At 72.0% G+C, this 14,823-nt stretch carries 17 protein-coding genes and 1 riboswitch; of the genes, 10 read left to right on the top strand and 7 right to left on the bottom strand.

Annotated elements, in window-relative coordinates; genetic code table 11:
• From ACH4XV_RS32165 to ACH4XV_RS32145, 5 genes are all read left to right on the top strand, one after another.
• Positions 1–1,083 carry a medium chain dehydrogenase/reductase family protein gene (locus tag ACH4XV_RS32165; protein ID WP_395795834.1) on the top strand — a complete coding sequence of 361 codons (1,083 nt, stop codon included), beginning with the start codon at positions 1–3 and terminating at the stop codon, positions 1,081–1,083.
• Between the two features lie 96 nt (positions 1,084–1,179).
• Positions 1,180–2,076 carry an ABC transporter ATP-binding protein gene (locus tag ACH4XV_RS32160; protein ID WP_395795833.1) on the top strand — a complete coding sequence of 299 codons (897 nt, stop codon included), beginning with the start codon at positions 1,180–1,182 and terminating at the stop codon, positions 2,074–2,076.
• Complete coding sequence (locus ACH4XV_RS32155; RefSeq protein ID WP_395795832.1) at positions 2,073–2,792, top strand: ABC transporter permease; 720 nt, start codon at positions 2,073–2,075, stop codon at positions 2,790–2,792. The genes ACH4XV_RS32160 and ACH4XV_RS32155 overlap by 4 nt, the downstream gene beginning before the upstream one ends.
• Positions 2,789–3,916 carry a sensor histidine kinase gene (locus tag ACH4XV_RS32150; RefSeq protein WP_395795831.1) on the top strand — a complete coding sequence of 376 codons (1,128 nt, stop codon included), beginning with the start codon at positions 2,789–2,791 and terminating at the stop codon, positions 3,914–3,916. Before ACH4XV_RS32155 ends, ACH4XV_RS32150 begins: the two co-directional genes overlap by 4 nt.
• Complete coding sequence (locus tag ACH4XV_RS32145) at positions 3,913–4,608, top strand: response regulator (protein ID WP_395795830.1); 696 nt, start codon at positions 3,913–3,915, stop codon at positions 4,606–4,608. The genes ACH4XV_RS32150 and ACH4XV_RS32145 overlap by 4 nt, the downstream gene beginning before the upstream one ends.
• Before the next feature lie 36 nt (positions 4,609–4,644).
• On the opposite strand, the gene ACH4XV_RS32140 is transcribed toward ACH4XV_RS32145, so the two are convergent.
• Entirely contained in the window at positions 4,645–5,238 is a 594-nt protein-coding gene (locus ACH4XV_RS32140) for an NADPH-dependent FMN reductase (RefSeq protein ID WP_395795829.1), read from the bottom strand.
• Positions 5,239–5,350: 112 nt separating this feature from the next.
• On the opposite strand from ACH4XV_RS32140, the gene ACH4XV_RS32135 reads away from it, so the two are divergent.
• Entirely contained in the window at positions 5,351–6,193 is an 843-nt protein-coding gene (locus ACH4XV_RS32135) for a helix-turn-helix domain-containing protein (RefSeq protein WP_395795828.1), read from the top strand.
• Between the two features lie 74 nt (positions 6,194–6,267).
• Here the strand turns inward: ACH4XV_RS32135 and thiC are convergent, their stop codons facing one another.
• The 4 genes from thiC to ACH4XV_RS32115 all read right to left on the bottom strand — a co-directional run bounded on the left by thiC (position 6,268) and on the right by ACH4XV_RS32115 (position 9,616).
• Positions 6,268–8,016, bottom strand: a complete 1,749-nt coding sequence (thiC, locus tag ACH4XV_RS32130; protein ID WP_395795827.1) for a phosphomethylpyrimidine synthase ThiC — start codon at positions 8,014–8,016, stop codon at positions 6,268–6,270.
• Positions 8,008–8,116, bottom strand: a riboswitch (TPP riboswitch). Its footprint overlaps the gene before it by 9 nt.
• Positions 8,117–8,167: 51 nt before the next feature.
• The gene (locus ACH4XV_RS32125; RefSeq protein ID WP_395795826.1) at positions 8,168–8,368 is read right to left on the bottom strand and encodes a hypothetical protein; all 201 of its coding nucleotides are present in this window, start codon (positions 8,366–8,368) and stop codon (positions 8,168–8,170) included.
• 152 nt (positions 8,369–8,520) lie between these two features.
• Positions 8,521–9,186: a thiaminase II gene (gene tenA / locus ACH4XV_RS32120; RefSeq protein WP_395795825.1), complete on the bottom strand. Its 666-nt coding sequence runs from the start codon at positions 9,184–9,186 to the stop codon at positions 8,521–8,523.
• A 112-nt stretch (positions 9,187–9,298) separates the two neighbouring features.
• Entirely contained in the window at positions 9,299–9,616 is a 318-nt protein-coding gene (locus tag ACH4XV_RS32115) for a cupin domain-containing protein (protein ID WP_380030574.1), read from the bottom strand.
• Between the two features lie 81 nt (positions 9,617–9,697).
• Between ACH4XV_RS32115 and ACH4XV_RS32110 the strand changes: the two genes are divergently transcribed.
• From ACH4XV_RS32110 to ACH4XV_RS32095, 4 genes are all read left to right on the top strand, one after another.
• Positions 9,698–10,075: a phage holin family protein gene (locus tag ACH4XV_RS32110; RefSeq protein WP_126640292.1), complete on the top strand. Its 378-nt coding sequence runs from the start codon at positions 9,698–9,700 to the stop codon at positions 10,073–10,075.
• A 63-nt stretch (positions 10,076–10,138) separates the two neighbouring features.
• The gene (locus ACH4XV_RS32105; protein ID WP_395795824.1) at positions 10,139–11,260 is read left to right on the top strand and encodes a cystathionine gamma-lyase; all 1,122 of its coding nucleotides are present in this window, start codon (positions 10,139–10,141) and stop codon (positions 11,258–11,260) included.
• A 74-nt stretch (positions 11,261–11,334) separates the two neighbouring features.
• On the top strand, positions 11,335–12,234 hold the full coding sequence (locus ACH4XV_RS32100) for a LysR family transcriptional regulator (RefSeq protein WP_395795823.1): 900 nt from the start codon (positions 11,335–11,337) through the stop codon (positions 12,232–12,234).
• Positions 12,235–12,333: 99 nt separating this feature from the next.
• The gene (locus ACH4XV_RS32095) at positions 12,334–12,795 is read left to right on the top strand and encodes an NUDIX domain-containing protein (protein WP_380003345.1); all 462 of its coding nucleotides are present in this window, start codon (positions 12,334–12,336) and stop codon (positions 12,793–12,795) included.
• Between the two features lie 21 nt (positions 12,796–12,816).
• Here the strand turns inward: ACH4XV_RS32095 and ACH4XV_RS32090 are convergent, their stop codons facing one another.
• On the bottom strand, positions 12,817–13,485 hold the full coding sequence (locus tag ACH4XV_RS32090) for a response regulator transcription factor (RefSeq protein WP_078976274.1): 669 nt from the start codon (positions 13,483–13,485) through the stop codon (positions 12,817–12,819).
• Positions 13,482–14,810, bottom strand: a complete 1,329-nt coding sequence (locus tag ACH4XV_RS32085; protein ID WP_395795822.1) for a sensor histidine kinase — start codon at positions 14,808–14,810, stop codon at positions 13,482–13,484. The genes ACH4XV_RS32090 and ACH4XV_RS32085 overlap by 4 nt, the downstream gene beginning before the upstream one ends.
• Positions 14,811–14,823 lie beyond the last annotated feature (13 nt).

The raw sequence follows: 14,823 nt of genomic DNA, 5'->3' as shown, positions 1-14,823 counted from the left end.
ATGACCATCAGTGCGATCGAGACCACGTCCCAGGCCCAGGGCCGGCCCCCCGCCGAGACCACGACCGAGATCGTGCTCCCGGGCGTCGTCGACCCCTCGGGTCTGCAGGTGCGCGAGCGCCCGGTGGCCGAGCCGGGCCCCGGGGAGGTGCTGCTCGCGGTCGAGGCGTCGGGCGTGTCCTTCGCCGAGCAGCAGATGCGCCGGGGCAAGTACTACGACCAGCCGCCCTTCCCGTTCGTGCCCGGCTACGACCTCGTCGGCACGGTGTCGCGGGTGGGCCCCCGGGTGAACGCCTCCCTCGTCGGCCGCCGCTTCGCCGCGCTGACCAAGGTCGGCGGCTGGTCGAGCCGGATCGTGCTCCCGGTCGCCGACCTGGTCGAGGTGCCCGAGGAGGTCGACCCGGCCGAGGCGGAGACGGTGGTGGTCAACGGCATCACCGCGTGGCAGATGTTGCACCGCGTGGCGAAGGTGCGGCGGGGACAGACGATCCTGGTACACGGCGCCAACGGCGGCGTGGGCTCGACCCTGGTCCAGCTGGCCACGCACGCGGGCATCCGGGTGATCGGCACCGCGTCCCCGCGCCACCACGACGCGGTACGCGCGCTCGGCGCCGTCCCGCTCGACTACCGAGCGCCCGATCTGCCGTCCCTGGTGCGCGAGTCGGCCCCCGACGGCGTCGACGCGGTGTTCGACCACGTGGGCGGGGACGGCATCGTCGACTCGTTCCGACTGCTCGCCCGGGGCGGCACGCTGGTCTCCTACGGAACGGCGGCCACGAAGGACCGGCCCGGCTCGTCCCGGCTCCCGGTGCTGGGGCTGATCGCCCGCCTGCTGTGGTGGAACCTGCTGCCCAACGGGCGGCGCACGCACTTCTACAACATCTGGGCCGGCAAGCGCCGCCCCGCCGCGTTCCGGGCCCGCCTGCGCGCCGACCTGACCGAGGTCCTGGCCCTGCTCGCCGAGGGCACCATCACCCCCCAGGTGGCCGCCCGCATCCCGCTGACCCGGGCCGCGGAGGCGATGACGCTGGCCGAGTCGGGCACGATCACCGGCAAGGTCGTCCTGATCCCGGACCCGCGCTGACCGCGACGCCCCACCCCGCCGCTCCTCCGCAAGTGGCAGTTCGGGTTCGGTCCTTCGACCGAAGACCGGGAGATCGGCGGCGTCGATGCTTTCGGCATGACTTCGACGCCCTCACACACCCCGGCGATAGCGGTCCACGAACTGACCAAACGCTACGGCCGCACCACCGTGGTCGACCGTCTCTCCTTCACTGTGCGGGCGGGGGTGGTGACCGGGTTCCTCGGCCCGAACGGGGCGGGCAAGACGACCGTGTTGAAGACGGTCGTCGGACTGGTCCGGCCCACCGCCGGGCACGTGTCCTTCCGAGGCGGTCCGGTGCCCCGCGACGCCCGCGCGCTGGGCGTGCACATCGAGCCGTGCGGCGCCCATCCCGGCCGCACCGGCCGGGCCCACCTGCGGGCCTCGGCGCTCCTGGCCGGCCTGCCGGCCGCCCGGGTCGACGAGGTGCTGGAAATCGTCGCACTGGAGCAGGCCGCCGGACGGCGGGTGGGCACCTACTCGCTGGGCATGCGGCAACGCCTGGGACTGGCCGCCGCGTTGCTCGGCGATCCGGAGGTCCTGGTCCTGGACGAACCGGTGAACGGCCTGGACCCCCAGGCCATCCGCCGACTGCGCACGCTGCTGCGCGAACGCGCCGCGCGCGGCCGTACCACCCTGCTCTCCAGCCACATGCTCGGCGAGGCCGCGCGAACGGTCGACGACGTGGTCGTCATCGACCGGGGCCGGCTGGTCCACACCGGCCCGATCGGCGAGCTCGAACAGGGCGCGCTCTCGGTACGAACCCCCGAACCCGAGCGGCTGACCGCCCTCCTCGAAGGCGCCGGCGCCCGGGTCCGGCCCGCGCCCGGCGGCGGCCTGTGGATCGAGGCGCTCCCGGCCGCCGAGGTCGCCCGCCTGGCCCTGGGAGAACGTATCCCGCTGGAGGAGATCACGGCGCGGACCACCTCCCTGGAGGACGTGTTCCTCGACCTGACCGAAGGACGGCGCGCATGAGCCGCCTGCTCCGGGGCGAGCTGCTCAAGACGCTCACCACCCGCTCGCTGCACACCTTCGTCGCCTGCGGCGTCGGGTACGCCGTGCTCAACGTGCTGATCGTCGCCGTCGGCTCGGGCCGGCTGGACGAGGTGGGCGAGAAGGAGCAGGCCCTGGCCGGGTTGCCGGTCCTGTTGATGGTGTGGGGCCTGGTCGGCGCGGCCGGCGAGTATCGCCACCGCACCGCTGCGCCGGCCGCGTTGGTGGCCGGGCGCGACCGCGGCACGCTCCTGCTGGCCAGGATCGGCGCCTACGCGCTGACCGGTCTGTCGATCGCCGCCCTGTTGATCGCCGTGTCGGTCGGTCTCGGCCTGCCCCTGCTCGCCGACCACCCGGGAGCCGACCTCACCCCGGGCCAGGTGACCTCGGTCGCGGCGGGCAACCTGGTCGCCTTCGTGCTCTCTGCGATCATGGGGGCCGCCGTCGGCGCGATGGTGCGCAGTCCGGTCGTGGGGGTGGTCGTGGTGTTGCTGGTGAACTTCGCGGTGCTTCCGCTGGTCTCCGGTGTCGCCGAAACCGCGGTGACCTACACCCCGTTCGGAGCCGCCGAGGTGCTGTCCCGCGCGTCGCGCGCCACGGCGTTGTCGCCGGGTGCCGCCGCGGTGGTGCTGTGCCCCTGGGCGATCGTGCTGGTGGCCGCGGCCGTCGCCGGCGAGCGTCGGCGTGACCTGGCGTGATCGCAATACCCCGGTCCGTACGGGCGGCGCGCGCATGGCTCCACGCGCGCCGCTTCGCGGTACTGGACGCCGTCGTCGCGGTGGTGGCCCTCGTCGTCGAACTCAACCTGAACTTCGACGACTCGACCCCGGTCCGGCCGCTTCGCGTGGTCCTGATCGTGGGCAGCGGCGCGCTCCTGCTCGCCCGACGGCCCGCACCCCTCGTCGTGCTGCCGGCCGTGTGCGCCGTCGAGGCGCTGCTCGTGGCGACCGGCGCCAACCCCGGCGGGGCGCCGGCACTGGTGGCCCTGTTCACCATCGCCGAACTGCGCGAGCGGCGGGCGTCGGTGGCCGCCCTCGTGCCGACGGCCGTGTTCCTGATGGCGGCCGACATCGTCTCGTTCCCGGTCACCGTCGTCGCGTGGGCCCTGGGCACCTACGCGCAGACCCGGCGCCGCTACACCGCCGCCCTGGAGGAACGCGCGGCCCACCTGGAGCGCGAGCGCGAGCAACTCTCGGTGATCGCGGCCCAGCGCGAACGCGCCGCGATCGCCCGCGAACTGCACGACATCATCGCCCACTCGGTCACCGTGACGCTGGTGGGCGTACGCGGCGCGCGGGACGTGCTGCGCGTGGCACCCAACGTGGCCGACGACACGCTGGAGCGGGTCGAGCGCAACGCCGAGCAGAGCCTGGTCGAGTTGCGCCGGATGTTGCTGCTCCTGCGCGAGCCGGACCAGGGTGTGCGGATGCACCCGCAACCCTCGCTGGCCCGACTGCCCACGCTGGTCGCCTCGTTCGGCGAGGCCGGGCTGCCCGCACACCTGGAGGTCACCGGCACCTCCCGGCCGCTCGCCGGCGGCGTCGAGTTGTCGGTGTACCGCATCGTCGAGGAGGCACTGACCAACGTGCTCAAGCACGCCCGTCCCACCCGCGTCGCGGTCACCCTCGACTTCGGCGCCACCCATCTGCGGGTCACGATCGTCAACGACGGCGCGCCGGCGGCCGAACCCGCCCCGGGTGGCCACGGCCTGGTCGGCATGCGCGAGCGAATCGGCGTGCTCGGCGGCGAACTGGAGGCCCGGCCCGGCGCGGACGGCGGCTTCCGGGTCGCGGCCCGACTGCCGCTCGGGGATCCCGCGTGAGCACCGGGGGCATCCGCCTGCTGATCGTCGACGACCAGGAGCTGATCCGCACCGGTCTGCGCCTGTTCCTGCAGACCCGGGACGACTTCGACGTGGTCGGCGAGGCCGAGGACGGCGACGAGGCCGTCGAACTGGCCGCCGCGCTGCGTCCGGACGTGGTCCTGATGGACATCCGGATGCCGCGCATGGACGGCGTCGAGGCCACCGCCCGCCTGCACGCCGCCGGGATCTCACCGCCCCCGCGCGTACTGATCCTGACCACGTTCGACCTGGACGAGTACGTCTTCGGCGCGTTGCGCGCGGGCGCCGCGGGATTCCTGCTCAAGGACGCCTCGCGCGCCCGCCTGGTGGAGGCGATCCACGTGGTCCACGCCGGGGAGGGGCTGCTCTCGCCGTCGATCACCCGGCGCCTCATCGAGAACTTCGCCGGCCGCACCGATCCGCTCCGCCCGCCGTCGGCGCTCCTGGCCACACTCACCCCCCGCGAACGAGAGGCGCTGTTCCTGGTCGGCCGCGGCCTGTCCAACAGCGAGATCGCCGCCCGGCTCGTGGTCACCGAGGCGACCGTGAAGAGCCACGTGGGCGGCATGTTCGCGAAGCTGGGCCTGCGCGATCGGGCGCAGGCGGTGGTGTTCGCGTACGAGCACGGCGTCGTCGTCGCCGGCGAGGCGGACCCGCCCGGACCGGCCTGACGACGGCCCGGGATCCGGGCCGTCGTCAGGCCGGCCTCATGCCGGATACGGAGTCGTCTCCCGCGCCGACCGGAGCGCGTGAGCCCACCAGGACAGCTGGTCGAGCAGGACCTTGGCGTAGCCCGGGGCATCGGGGTCGGTCGGGCGGTCGTCCCGCCATGTGAGGAAGTAGTTCGGGAAGGCCAGGCCGTCGCGGATGGTCACCGCGTGCAGCTCCGTCAGCACGTTCTCCAGGTGCAGCACCGCGTGCCGGCCACCCGCCGCGCCGCCGTAGCTGACGAAGGCCACGGGCTTGGCCGTCCACTGGGTGAAGTGCCAGTCGATGGCGGCCTTCAACGACGCGGGATAGCTGTGGTTGTACTCCGGCGTGACCAGCACGATCGCGTCGGCACTCGCGAGGGCCGACGTCAACGGCGCCATCCCGGCCGGACGGGGGTACTCGTCGGCGGGGGCCTTGGGCGATGCCGCGGGCAGTGCCAACGGGATGTCGATCTCGGCCAGATCGACGACATCCACCTCGAATCCGCCGTGGGCACCGGCCTGTTCGGTGAACCACGAGGTCACGACCGGGCCGAATCGGCCTTCGCGAACACTTCCGACAATGATCAGCAGCTTGGGCTTGTTCTCCATGCCCACCACGATCCGGCCGCGCCGCGGGGGCAACCAGACCGCGCTCAGGCCGGCCCCAGGGGAGCCACGCTGAGCCCTCCACCGGCGGCGATCGGCGGCCTATGCTCGCGGCATGAGTACGCCGTTGGGGGATTTCATCCGCACCAAACGCGACAGCGTGCAACCCGAATCACTGGGCCTGCCCGAGCGCGGGCGACGCAGGTCGCCGGGACTGCGGCGCCTGGATCTCGCCGCGCGCGCCGGCATCAGCGTCGAATACCTGACCCGCATCGAACAGGGCCGGGACCGCAACCCCTCGGTGTCGATCGTGAACGCGCTCGCCGACGCGCTCAGCCTCGACCCCGCGGAACGGGTGCACCTGCGCTACCTCGCGAAGATCACCGGTGGCGAATGCTCCGCCCATCCCCGGCCCGCGCCCACGCCGACGGCCCGAAAGGTGCGCCCGACCATTCAGGAGACCCTTCGCCTCCTCGAACCGGGCATCGCCGCGGTGAGCAACCGGCTGGGCTACGTGCTCGCCCACACCGCCGGCTACGCGTCGGTCATGGGCGCGAGCGGATTGCTCGACGCCGACGCCCCGAACCTCACCCGCTACGTGTTCACCGACCCCGCCGCCCGGACCTTCTTCGTCGACTGGGACATCGTCGCGGACGAGCAGGCCTTCGACCTGTGGCTCGCCCCCTCGGTCGAGGGCTCCCAGTGGATCACCCGCGAACTCGGGCCCCTCGCCGGACCCGAGTTCACCACCCGCCTGAACCGACACGTGGTACCCGCACGCGGCGTACTCCGCCTCGACCACCCCTCGGGCCACCGACTCGAGCTCAACCGGGAGACACTCGAACTCGCCTGCGACGACCAGCAGTTGGTCGTCTTCCTGCCCGCGAACGAGGCAACGGCGACGAGCCTGGAGCAGCTGCGCCGGCCGGGCACCGGCCGCCTCCGGGCGATCTCCTAGCCGGGCCCCGTCCGGCGAGGGACCGCGGATCCCACCACAATCGAGAACGAGGATCCGCGGCCCGTCGCCGCGACTCAGTCGGCCAGCGGCAGATACACCCGGTTGCCCGAGGCGGCGAACTCCGCCGACTTGGCGCGCATGCCCGCCTCGGCCTCGACGTCGACCGCCACGCCGTCGCCGTGTTCCGCGCGGATGTCGTGGGAGATCCGCATGGAGCAGAACTTCGGCCCGCACATCGAGCAGAAGTGGGCGGTCTTCGCCGGCTCGGCCGGCAGCGTCGCGTCGTGATAGGCCCGTGCCGTGTCCGGGTCCATCGCCAGGTCGAACTGGTCCTGCCAGCGGAACTCGAACCGGGCGTCGGAGAGCGCGTCGTCCCACGCCTGCGCGCCCGGGTGGCCCTTGGCCAGGTCGGCCGCGTGCGCGGCGATCCGGTACGCGATCACGCCCGCCTTGACGTCGTCGCGGTCCGGCAGGCCCAGGTGCTCCTTCGGCGTCACGTAGCAGAGCATCGCGGTGCCCCACATGCCGATCATCGCCGCGCCGATCGCCGAGGTGATGTGGTCGTAGCCGGGCGCCACGTCGGTGGTCAGCGGGCCCAGGGTGTAGAACGGCGCCTCGTCGCAGATGCGCTGCTGGAGGTCGACGTTCTCCTTGATCTTGTGCATCGGCACGTGGCCGGGGCCCTCGATCATCACCTGGACGTCCATCGACCGGGAGATCCGGCCCAGTTCGCCCAGCGTCTCCAACTCGGCGAACTGCGCCGCGTCGTTGGCGTCGGCGATCGAGCCCGGCCGCAGGCCGTCGCCGAGCGAGTAGGTCACGTCGTACGCGCGCAGGATCTCGGTCAGCTCGGCGAAGTGCGTGTACAGGAAGTTCTCCCGGTGGTGCGCCAGACACCACGCGGCCATGATCGAGCCGCCGCGCGAGACGATCCCGGTCTTGCGCCGCGCGGTCAGCGGCACATAGCGAAGCAGCACGCCGGCGTGCACCGTCATGTAGTCGACGCCCTGCTCGCACTGCTCGATCACGGTGTCCCGGTACAGCTCCCAGGTCAGTTCCTCGGGCTTGCCGTTCACCTTCTCCAGCGCCTGGTACAGCGGCACCGTGCCGATCGGGACCGGCGAGTTGCGCACGATCCACTCGCGCGTGGTGTGGATGTCCTTGCCGGTGGACAGGTCCATCACCGTGTCCGCGCCCCAGCGGATCGCCCACACCAGCTTGTCGGTCTCCTCCTCGATCGAGGAGGTCACCGCCGAGTTGCCGATGTTCGCGTTGACCTTGACCAGGAAGTTCTTCCCGATCGCCATCGGCTCGATCTCGGGGTGGTTGATGTTCGCGGGCAACACCGCCCGCCCGGCGGCGATCTCGTCGCGCACCACCTCGGGGGTCAGGCCCTCGCGGACGGCCACGAACTCCATCTCCGGGGTGATCAGCCCGCGCCGGGCGTAGCCGAGTTGGGTCACCGCCTCGGATCCGGCGGCCCGCCGCGGACGCGCCCCCGCACCCGGCACCGCGAGCCCGGCGGGGGTGAGGTCGGCGATCCGGCCGTCATAGCGCTCGGTGTCGCCGCGCTCGTCGATCCACGCCTCGCGCAACGCGGGCAGACCGCGCCGCACGTCCACCTCGAAGGCGGGATCGGTGTACGGGCCGGACGTGTCGTACAGGCGAACCGTCTCGCCGTTGGTCAGGTGCACCGTACGCACCGGGACGCGCAGGTCCTCGCGCGATCCGGCGACATAGCCGCGGTGGTGGGCGGGGGAAATCGGACCGCTGGTGACCGTCTGCGCGATGGCGGCGGACAGCGAAGTGTCGTGCGAGGTCATGGAAAGGCTCCCTACGCCGGCATTACCCGGTCAGGTTCTGCGGTCGGCGCGGCCTCAGCGCCCTCTCAGCCCGGTGCCCCGAGCTCCCGTGTATCTCCGTGTGGTGCGCCCCCACCCTGGCACACCGCCGACCGCACGACCAGCGCCGGGTTCACCCCAGCGGATCGCGCGGTCCCCGACCGGCCACCGCCGTACGCGCGAGCACGACCATGCCGATCACCACGAACAACCCCACGACACCCTTGACGAGGAGCATCAGGAAGGCCGAGAACAGCCAGATCAGCAACCAGCACAGCAGCACCAGCGCCACCACCGGAACGCCGATGCGCGCCCACTGCGGCCATGTCTCCATCGTCCAACCCCCAAGTCACGCGAACCCACGCGAGACGTGCACACCCGGGGAGCACATTCCCCGGGAGGACACGCCCTACCCGGGAAGCCCGGTTCCGCTCCGCGCGACGGCGGCCCGACGTGCGCCGGGCCGCGCTCCGCCGTACCCCGTGCTCAGACCGGCCAGCGCTCGCCTCGCCACGCGGCGTCCCAGAACATCCACTCGTAGCGCGCGGTGGTCGCGAAGTGTTCCAGCATCCGGGCCCGTTCGCCCGCCGACAGGTCCTCGCCGATCCGGTCCACCAGATCCAGGACCGCGCGCACCGTCTCCTGGAACTCCTCGGCGCCGTACGTGGCTATCCACCGCCCGTACAACTCGTCGGGCGAACCCTTGGCGAGCAGCGCGTCACCCACCCGGGCATAGATCCAGTAGCAGGGCAGCACCGCGGCCACACCCTCGGCGAACGAGCCGTTGTGCACGGTCGCCATCAGGTAGCTGACGTAGGCGCGGGTGCTGGGCAACACCGGCTCGGTCGCCGTCGCGTCGGCCACCGAGCTGCCGAAGTCGACCATGAAGCCCTCGTGCAGCGACCGCTCCGCCGCGATCGCCCCGGCCGCGTCCCGCGCGAACTGTACGGTCGTCGCCTCGTCCGGCGCCTTGGCCGCGCACACCGCGAGCGCCCTGGCGTAGTCGCGCAGGTAGTGCGAGTCCTGCACGACGTAGTGCCGGAACGCCTCGCGCGGCAGCGTGCCGTCGGTGAGTCCGTGGATGAAGGGGTGGTCGAGGATCGCCGCGTAGACGTCCTCGATCGACGCCCAGAGTTCGTCGCGCAGTGCCATCGGAAGTACTTCCCATCGTCGGATCCCGAGATGTGATTGTCGTACACCGCCCGGTCGGTGGGCGGAGCCGCCGGGGCCAGGGCGGGCCGCCGTCGGCCGGTGGCCCGCCCGCTCACGCCTCCGGCGGCGAGAAAAACACCAGTACGCGCAGCGGTTCGGTGATCCGGTGGAAGTGGTGCGGCACCTTCGCCGGCACGTACACCACACTGCCGCGGGCGACGGCGGTCGACTCGTCACCCACGGTCAGCGTGGCCCGACCGCTGATCACCACGTACGCCTCGTCCTGCCCGTGCGGCTTCTGGGTGTCGCTCTCGCCCGGCTCCAGGGCGTACAGGCCCATCGAGAAGTTCCGCTCGCGCAGGAAGCTCAGATACGCGCCCTGTTCGAAGGCGCGTTCCGCGTCCAGGTCGTCGAGGCGGAAGACCTTCATGTGACCAACTCCTTACCGACACGAACAGACTTATCGTCCAGGCACGAGCGGGAGGGGGCCGCCGGGTGCCAGCATCAAGATATGAAAAGCCTGCTCATCAAACTTGTCGCCAACGCACTGGCCATCTGGTTCGCCGGCTGGTTCGTGTCCGGAATCGATCTCGCCGACGGTGCCTCCGCCGGCACCAGGGCCAAGACGATAATTTTCGTCGCGCTCATCTTCGGGATCGTCAACGCGATAATCAAACCGATCGTGAAGCTGCTCTCCCTGCCGCTGTTCGTACTCACCCTGGGTCTGATCACGTTCGTGATCAACGCGCTGATGTTGTGGCTGACCGAGGCGATATCCAACAAGCTCGATCTCGACTTCCACATCGACGGCTTCGGGGCGGCCCTGCTCGGCGCCTTGGTGATCGGCCTGGTCAGCTGGTTCCTGAGCATGATCCTGGACCGCGACTGACGGCCGTCCGCCACGATGGCTCGGCATGAGGTTTCACGTGAAACAGGCAGCGAGGGAGTCGTGATGGTCGACGAATGGAGCGACGGGACACGCGCGGTCCGGGTGGGCAGCCCCGGCCACGCCCCGGGCGACCCCTTCCTGCCCGGGCCGGTGTTCGCCGGCACCTACCACCTGCCCGGCGAGCCGGCCGGGCCCTACCGGTACGGGCGCTACGCCAACCCCACCTGGACCGGCCTGGAGACCGCGATCGGCGCGTTGGAGGGCGCCGCCGGCACGGTGACGTTCGCGTCCGGGATGGCCGCGATCTCGGCCGTCCTGCTCGGCCTCACCGGGCCGGGCGACGTGGTCGTGCTGCCCTCCGACGGCTACCCCGCCACCCGCACGGTCGGCGCGCACCTGGCCGAGCGCGGGGTCGAGGTGCGCACCGTGCCGACCGCCGGGGACGAGCTGGAACGGGCCCTGCCCGGGGCCCGACTGGTGTGGCTGGAGACCCCGAGCAATCCGGGTCTGGACGTGTGCGACATCCGCCGCGTCGCGGAACTCGCGCACGCCCGGGACGCGCGGGTGGCGGTGGACAACACGCTGGCCACACCACTGGGCCAACTCCCTCTCGCGCTGGGCGCGGACATCTCGGCGGCGAGCGGCACCAAGGCGCTGACCGGGCACAGCGACGTGCTGCTCGGCTACGTCGCCTGCGCGAGCGCCGAACTGGCCGAGCGGGTCCGGTCCTGGCGCTCGCTCACCGGTGCGGTGCCCGGGCCGATGGAGGCCTGGTTGGCGCATCGTTCGTTGTCCACCCTCCAGTTGCGGGTGGATCGGCAGGGGACCAACGCGCTGGCCGTGGCCGAGGCGCTGCTCGCTCGCCCCGAGGTCACCGACGTCCGCCACCCCGCGCTGAAGGGCGATCCGTCCTACGATGTGGCCACCCGTGTGATGCGGCGGTTCGGCTGCGTCGTGAGCTTCACGCTCGCCGACGCGGACACCGCTCGTCGCTTCCTGGGCGCCCTCGAACTGGTCGCCGAAGCCACCAGTTTCGGCGGCGTGCACAGCATGGCCGAGCGACGTGCGCGCTGGGCCGGGAACGATGTCGCGGAGGGGTTCGTCAGATTCTCGGCGGGCTGCGAGGACACCGCGGATCTCGTCGCCGACGTGCTGCGCGCCCTGGACGCCGCCTCCCCGGGCTGACCTGCGACTTCGGGCAAGATCACGTGATGTCCCCGGCTCTCGGGAGTGGTCGGGGGACACGAGACGGGGGACCCGTGGACCTGACGCTGTTGCGCACTTTCCTGGCCGTGCACCGCGCGGGCTCCTTCACCCGAGCCTCCGCGTCGCTCGGACTGTCGCAACCGGCGATAACCGCGCAGATCCGCACCCTGGAAAAGCAGGTGGGCAAGCAGTTGTTCGAACGGCTGCCGCGTGGGGTGGCGCCCACCGGCCCCGCCGACGAACTGGCCCGCCGACTCGCCCCGCACCTGGACGCGATCGAGGAGATCGCCGCCCGCGAACTGCGCGGCACCGACCCGATGCGGCGCACGGTGCACCTGGGCGGCCCCACCGAACTGACCGCGCTGCGCGTGTTGCCGTCGCTGGCCGACCTGGTCCGGCGCGGCCTGCGGTTACGGGTGACCCTGGGTACCGGCGACACGCTGTTGGCCGGGCTCGCCGCGGCCCGGCACGACCTGGTCATCTCCGACGTGCGCCCGCGCGCCCGGGGGATCGTCGGTACACCGCTCACCGACGAGGAGTACGTCCTGGTCGGCGCGCCGAACTGGGCCTCGCGGCTGCCGCAGAGCCGGATCCGGGCGCAGGGCCCGGCCGCCCTGGACGGGGTGCCGCTGGTCGGCGAGGCCGAGGAGCAACCGCTGATCCGGCGCTACTGGTCCACCGTGTTCGACGCCAAGCCCACCGCACCCGCCGCGGTGACGGTGCCCGACCTGCGCGCCGTCCTGGAGTGTGTGCGCGCCGGGCACGGCATCGCGGTGCTGCCGCGCTACCTGTGCGCCGAGGCGCTGGACCGGCGCGCGGTGGTGGCCCTGCTGGAGCCCGAACTTCCGCCGTTGCACACGGTGTTCCTCGCGGTGCGCGAGGGCACGCTGAGCCAACCGCACATCGCGCATCTGCACGGCGAGCTGATCGCGCGCGCCGCGCGCTGGGCATGATCCCTTCGCGTGGGGTGAGACAGGCATAAACCGGCCGCTCCGTCGGAAAGCAAGTCTCAGGCGGGGGGCCACGCCTGGCGAGAAAGCAGAGGCACGACGATGCGTTCAGTGGTGAAGCGGACGGCACGCGCGATCCTTCTCGACGAGGAGGACCGGATGGTGCTGATCAAACGCACGAAGCCGGGCAGTTCCCCGTACTGGATCACCCCCGGCGGCGGCGTCGAACCCGAGGACACCACGGTCACCGAGGCGCTGCGACGCGAGGTGTTCGAGGAGTTGGGCGGCAAGATCGGCCGACCGGTGCCCGCGTTCGTGGACACCGTGCCCGAGCCCGGCGGGGTCAAGGTCCAGCACTTCTTCGCCTGCCGGCTCGAATCGATGGACCCCGCGCTGCGGCACGGGCCCGAGGTGGACGAGCCGAACGGCGAGTACGACATCGTGCGCGTGCCGTTCACGCCGGCCGGACTGGCCTCGGTCGGGCTGGTGCCGGCCAGCCTCGCGGCCTATCTGCGGGCCAACGTCGAGGGCATCCACACCCTGCTCGCGGGCGATCTGGGCTGACGTGCGCCGGGACGCGGGAAGTCAGCCGCGTCCCGGTCGAACCATCCCCGACTCGTAGGCGATCACCACGAGTTGCGCCCGATCGCGCGCGCCGAGCTTGACCATCGCCCGACTGACGTGGGTCTTGGCGGTCAGCGGTGACACGAACAGGTGCTCGGCGATCTCGTCGTTGCTCATCCCGGCCGCGACCAGCGACAACACCTCGCGCTCGCGGTCGGTCAGCGCCTCCAGCCGGTCCGGGGCGGCCACCTTGGGCTCGGGCTGGGACAGGAAGCGGGCCACCAGGGCGCGGGTGGCGCCCGGCGAGAGCAGCGCGTCTCCCGACGCGACGGTCTTGATCGCCTTGAGCAGGTCCTCGGGATCGGTGTCCTTGACCAGGAACCCGCTGGCCCCGGCCCGCAGCGCCTCGAACACGTACTCGTCGACCTCGAACGTGGTCAGCACCAGCACCCGCACCCCCGCGAGATCGTCGTCGCGCACGATCCGCCGGGTCGCCTCCAGGCCGTCCATGCCGGGCATCCGGATGTCCATCAGCACCACGTCCGGGGTGGTCTCCCGGGCCAGCGCCAACGCCTCGGTGCCGTTCGCCGCCTCGCCGACCACCACCAGCTCCGGGTCGCTGCCGACCAGCACCTTGAAGCCCGAGCGCACCAGCAGCTGGTCGTCCGCGATCAGCACGCGCACCGTCATGAGGACTCTCCTTCGCGGCGCGCCGCCGGCGCGCCCTTGTGGTGCGGCAGCACCGCGTGTACCGAAAACCCGCCGTTGGGGCCGGGGCCCACCGCGAGCGAGCCGCCCACGGCGACCGCCCGTTCCCGCATGCCGAGCAGGCCGTGGCCGGTGCCGTCGGCGCCGCCCGTGCGCCCCGGCTCGGGGGTGCCGCGGCCGTCGTCGAGCACGTCGACCTCGACCGCGTGCTCCCCGTAGACCACCCGCACGATCGCGGTGGCCCCGTCGCCGGCGTGCTTCATCGCGTTGGTCAGCGACTCCTGGACGATCCGGTACAGGGCCAGGCCCACCGGCGCGGACGGGTTCCGGTCCTGGCCGGACTCCTCGAGCAGCACCGGCAGCCCCGCGTTGCGATAGGACGCCACCAGCGACTCCACGTCGTCCACCCCGGGGGTCGGCTCGGTGGGCAGGTCGTTGTCGCCGTCCTGGCGCAGCACGCCCAGCGTGGTGCGCAGTTCGGCCAGCGCGTCGCGGCTGGCCACCTTGATGTGTACCAGCGCCTCCTTGGCCTGCGGCACGTCGCGATCGATGACGTGCGCGGCCACGCCCGCCTGGATGTTGATCATCGCGATGCTGTGCGCGACCACGTCGTGCAGCTCGCGGGCGATGCGCATACGTTCGGCGGTGACCCGGCGCCGGGCCTCGTCCTCGCGCTCCTGCTCGGCGCGGGCGAGGCGAGCCTGTACCTCCGCCCAGTAGGCCCGCTTCGCGCGGACCGCCTCGCCGATCGCCACCGGCAGATACATCCAGATCCCGGACAGGTACTTCTCCGGGGACAGGAACCCGTCGGGGGTCAGCCCTATCCGCATGCCGGTGTGCAGCAGGGCCACGGCCGAGGCGATCAGCACCGAGCGGCGCAGCTGACCGCGGGCGGCCACGGTGTACAGCGCCACCATGGTCGGGATCAGGATCGGCCCGTCGAGGCCGTCGGCGGCCAGGTAGAAGATCTGGCCGGCCTCGGTGAGCACCAGCACGGTCAGCGGCCAGCGCAGCCGGCCCAGCAGCAGCAGGCAGGTGAGCGCGGCGATGGCCAGGTTGAACGCGTCCGGGCTGCCGGTGGTCTCCTGCCGCTTGGTCGACCCGATCGCGCCGCCGATCACGCACAGCAGTACCGCGGCGACCAGCAGCAGCTCGCCCAGCCACGGCCGACAGGTCAGCCGCCGCGCGAACGGCTTGGGCAGCGGCAACAACCAGGGCTCGACCGACTCGCCGGTCCGGCTGCCGGTTCCGGCCCCGGACGCGGGAAGACCCCGCACGGCAACTCGCGCGGGGCCTTCCGCGGCCATCTGCTCTCCTCGG

It is taken from the genome of Embleya sp. NPDC020630, assembly GCF_044334985.1.
Lineage (GTDB): Bacteria > Actinomycetota > Actinomycetes > Streptomycetales > Streptomycetaceae > Embleya.
The sequence above is the reverse complement of the archived record's forward strand: the minus strand, read 5'-3'. Positions and strand labels throughout refer to the sequence as shown.

What these genes read in the sequence shown, in the direction of transcription:
- ACH4XV_RS32165 (WP_395795834.1), top strand. Translation starts at nt 1, where the DNA reads ATGACCATCAGTGCGATCGAGACCACGTCCCAGGCCCAGGGCCGGCCC.
- ACH4XV_RS32160 (WP_395795833.1), top strand. Translation starts at nt 1,180, where the DNA reads ATGACTTCGACGCCCTCACACACCCCGGCGATAGCGGTCCACGAACTG.
- ACH4XV_RS32155 (WP_395795832.1), top strand. Translation starts at nt 2,073, where the DNA reads ATGAGCCGCCTGCTCCGGGGCGAGCTGCTCAAGACGCTCACCACCCGC.
- ACH4XV_RS32140 (WP_395795829.1), bottom strand. Translation starts at nt 5,238, where the DNA reads ATGGAGAACAAGCCCAAGCTGCTGATCATTGTCGGAAGTGTTCGCGAA.
- ACH4XV_RS32135 (WP_395795828.1), top strand. Translation starts at nt 5,351, where the DNA reads ATGAGTACGCCGTTGGGGGATTTCATCCGCACCAAACGCGACAGCGTG.
- thiC (WP_395795827.1), bottom strand. Translation starts at nt 8,016, where the DNA reads ATGACCTCGCACGACACTTCGCTGTCCGCCGCCATCGCGCAGACGGTC.
- ACH4XV_RS32125 (WP_395795826.1), bottom strand. Translation starts at nt 8,368, where the DNA reads ATGGAGACATGGCCGCAGTGGGCGCGCATCGGCGTTCCGGTGGTGGCG.
- tenA (WP_395795825.1), bottom strand. Translation starts at nt 9,186, where the DNA reads ATGGCACTGCGCGACGAACTCTGGGCGTCGATCGAGGACGTCTACGCG.
- ACH4XV_RS32115 (WP_380030574.1), bottom strand. Translation starts at nt 9,616, where the DNA reads ATGAAGGTCTTCCGCCTCGACGACCTGGACGCGGAACGCGCCTTCGAA.
- ACH4XV_RS32110 (WP_126640292.1), top strand. Translation starts at nt 9,698, where the DNA reads ATGAAAAGCCTGCTCATCAAACTTGTCGCCAACGCACTGGCCATCTGG.
- ACH4XV_RS32105 (WP_395795824.1), top strand. Translation starts at nt 10,139, where the DNA reads ATGGTCGACGAATGGAGCGACGGGACACGCGCGGTCCGGGTGGGCAGC.
- ACH4XV_RS32095 (WP_380003345.1), top strand. Translation starts at nt 12,334, where the DNA reads ATGCGTTCAGTGGTGAAGCGGACGGCACGCGCGATCCTTCTCGACGAG.
- ACH4XV_RS32090 (WP_078976274.1), bottom strand. Translation starts at nt 13,485, where the DNA reads ATGACGGTGCGCGTGCTGATCGCGGACGACCAGCTGCTGGTGCGCTCG.
- ACH4XV_RS32085 (WP_395795822.1), bottom strand. Translation starts at nt 14,810, where the DNA reads ATGGCCGCGGAAGGCCCCGCGCGAGTTGCCGTGCGGGGTCTTCCCGCG.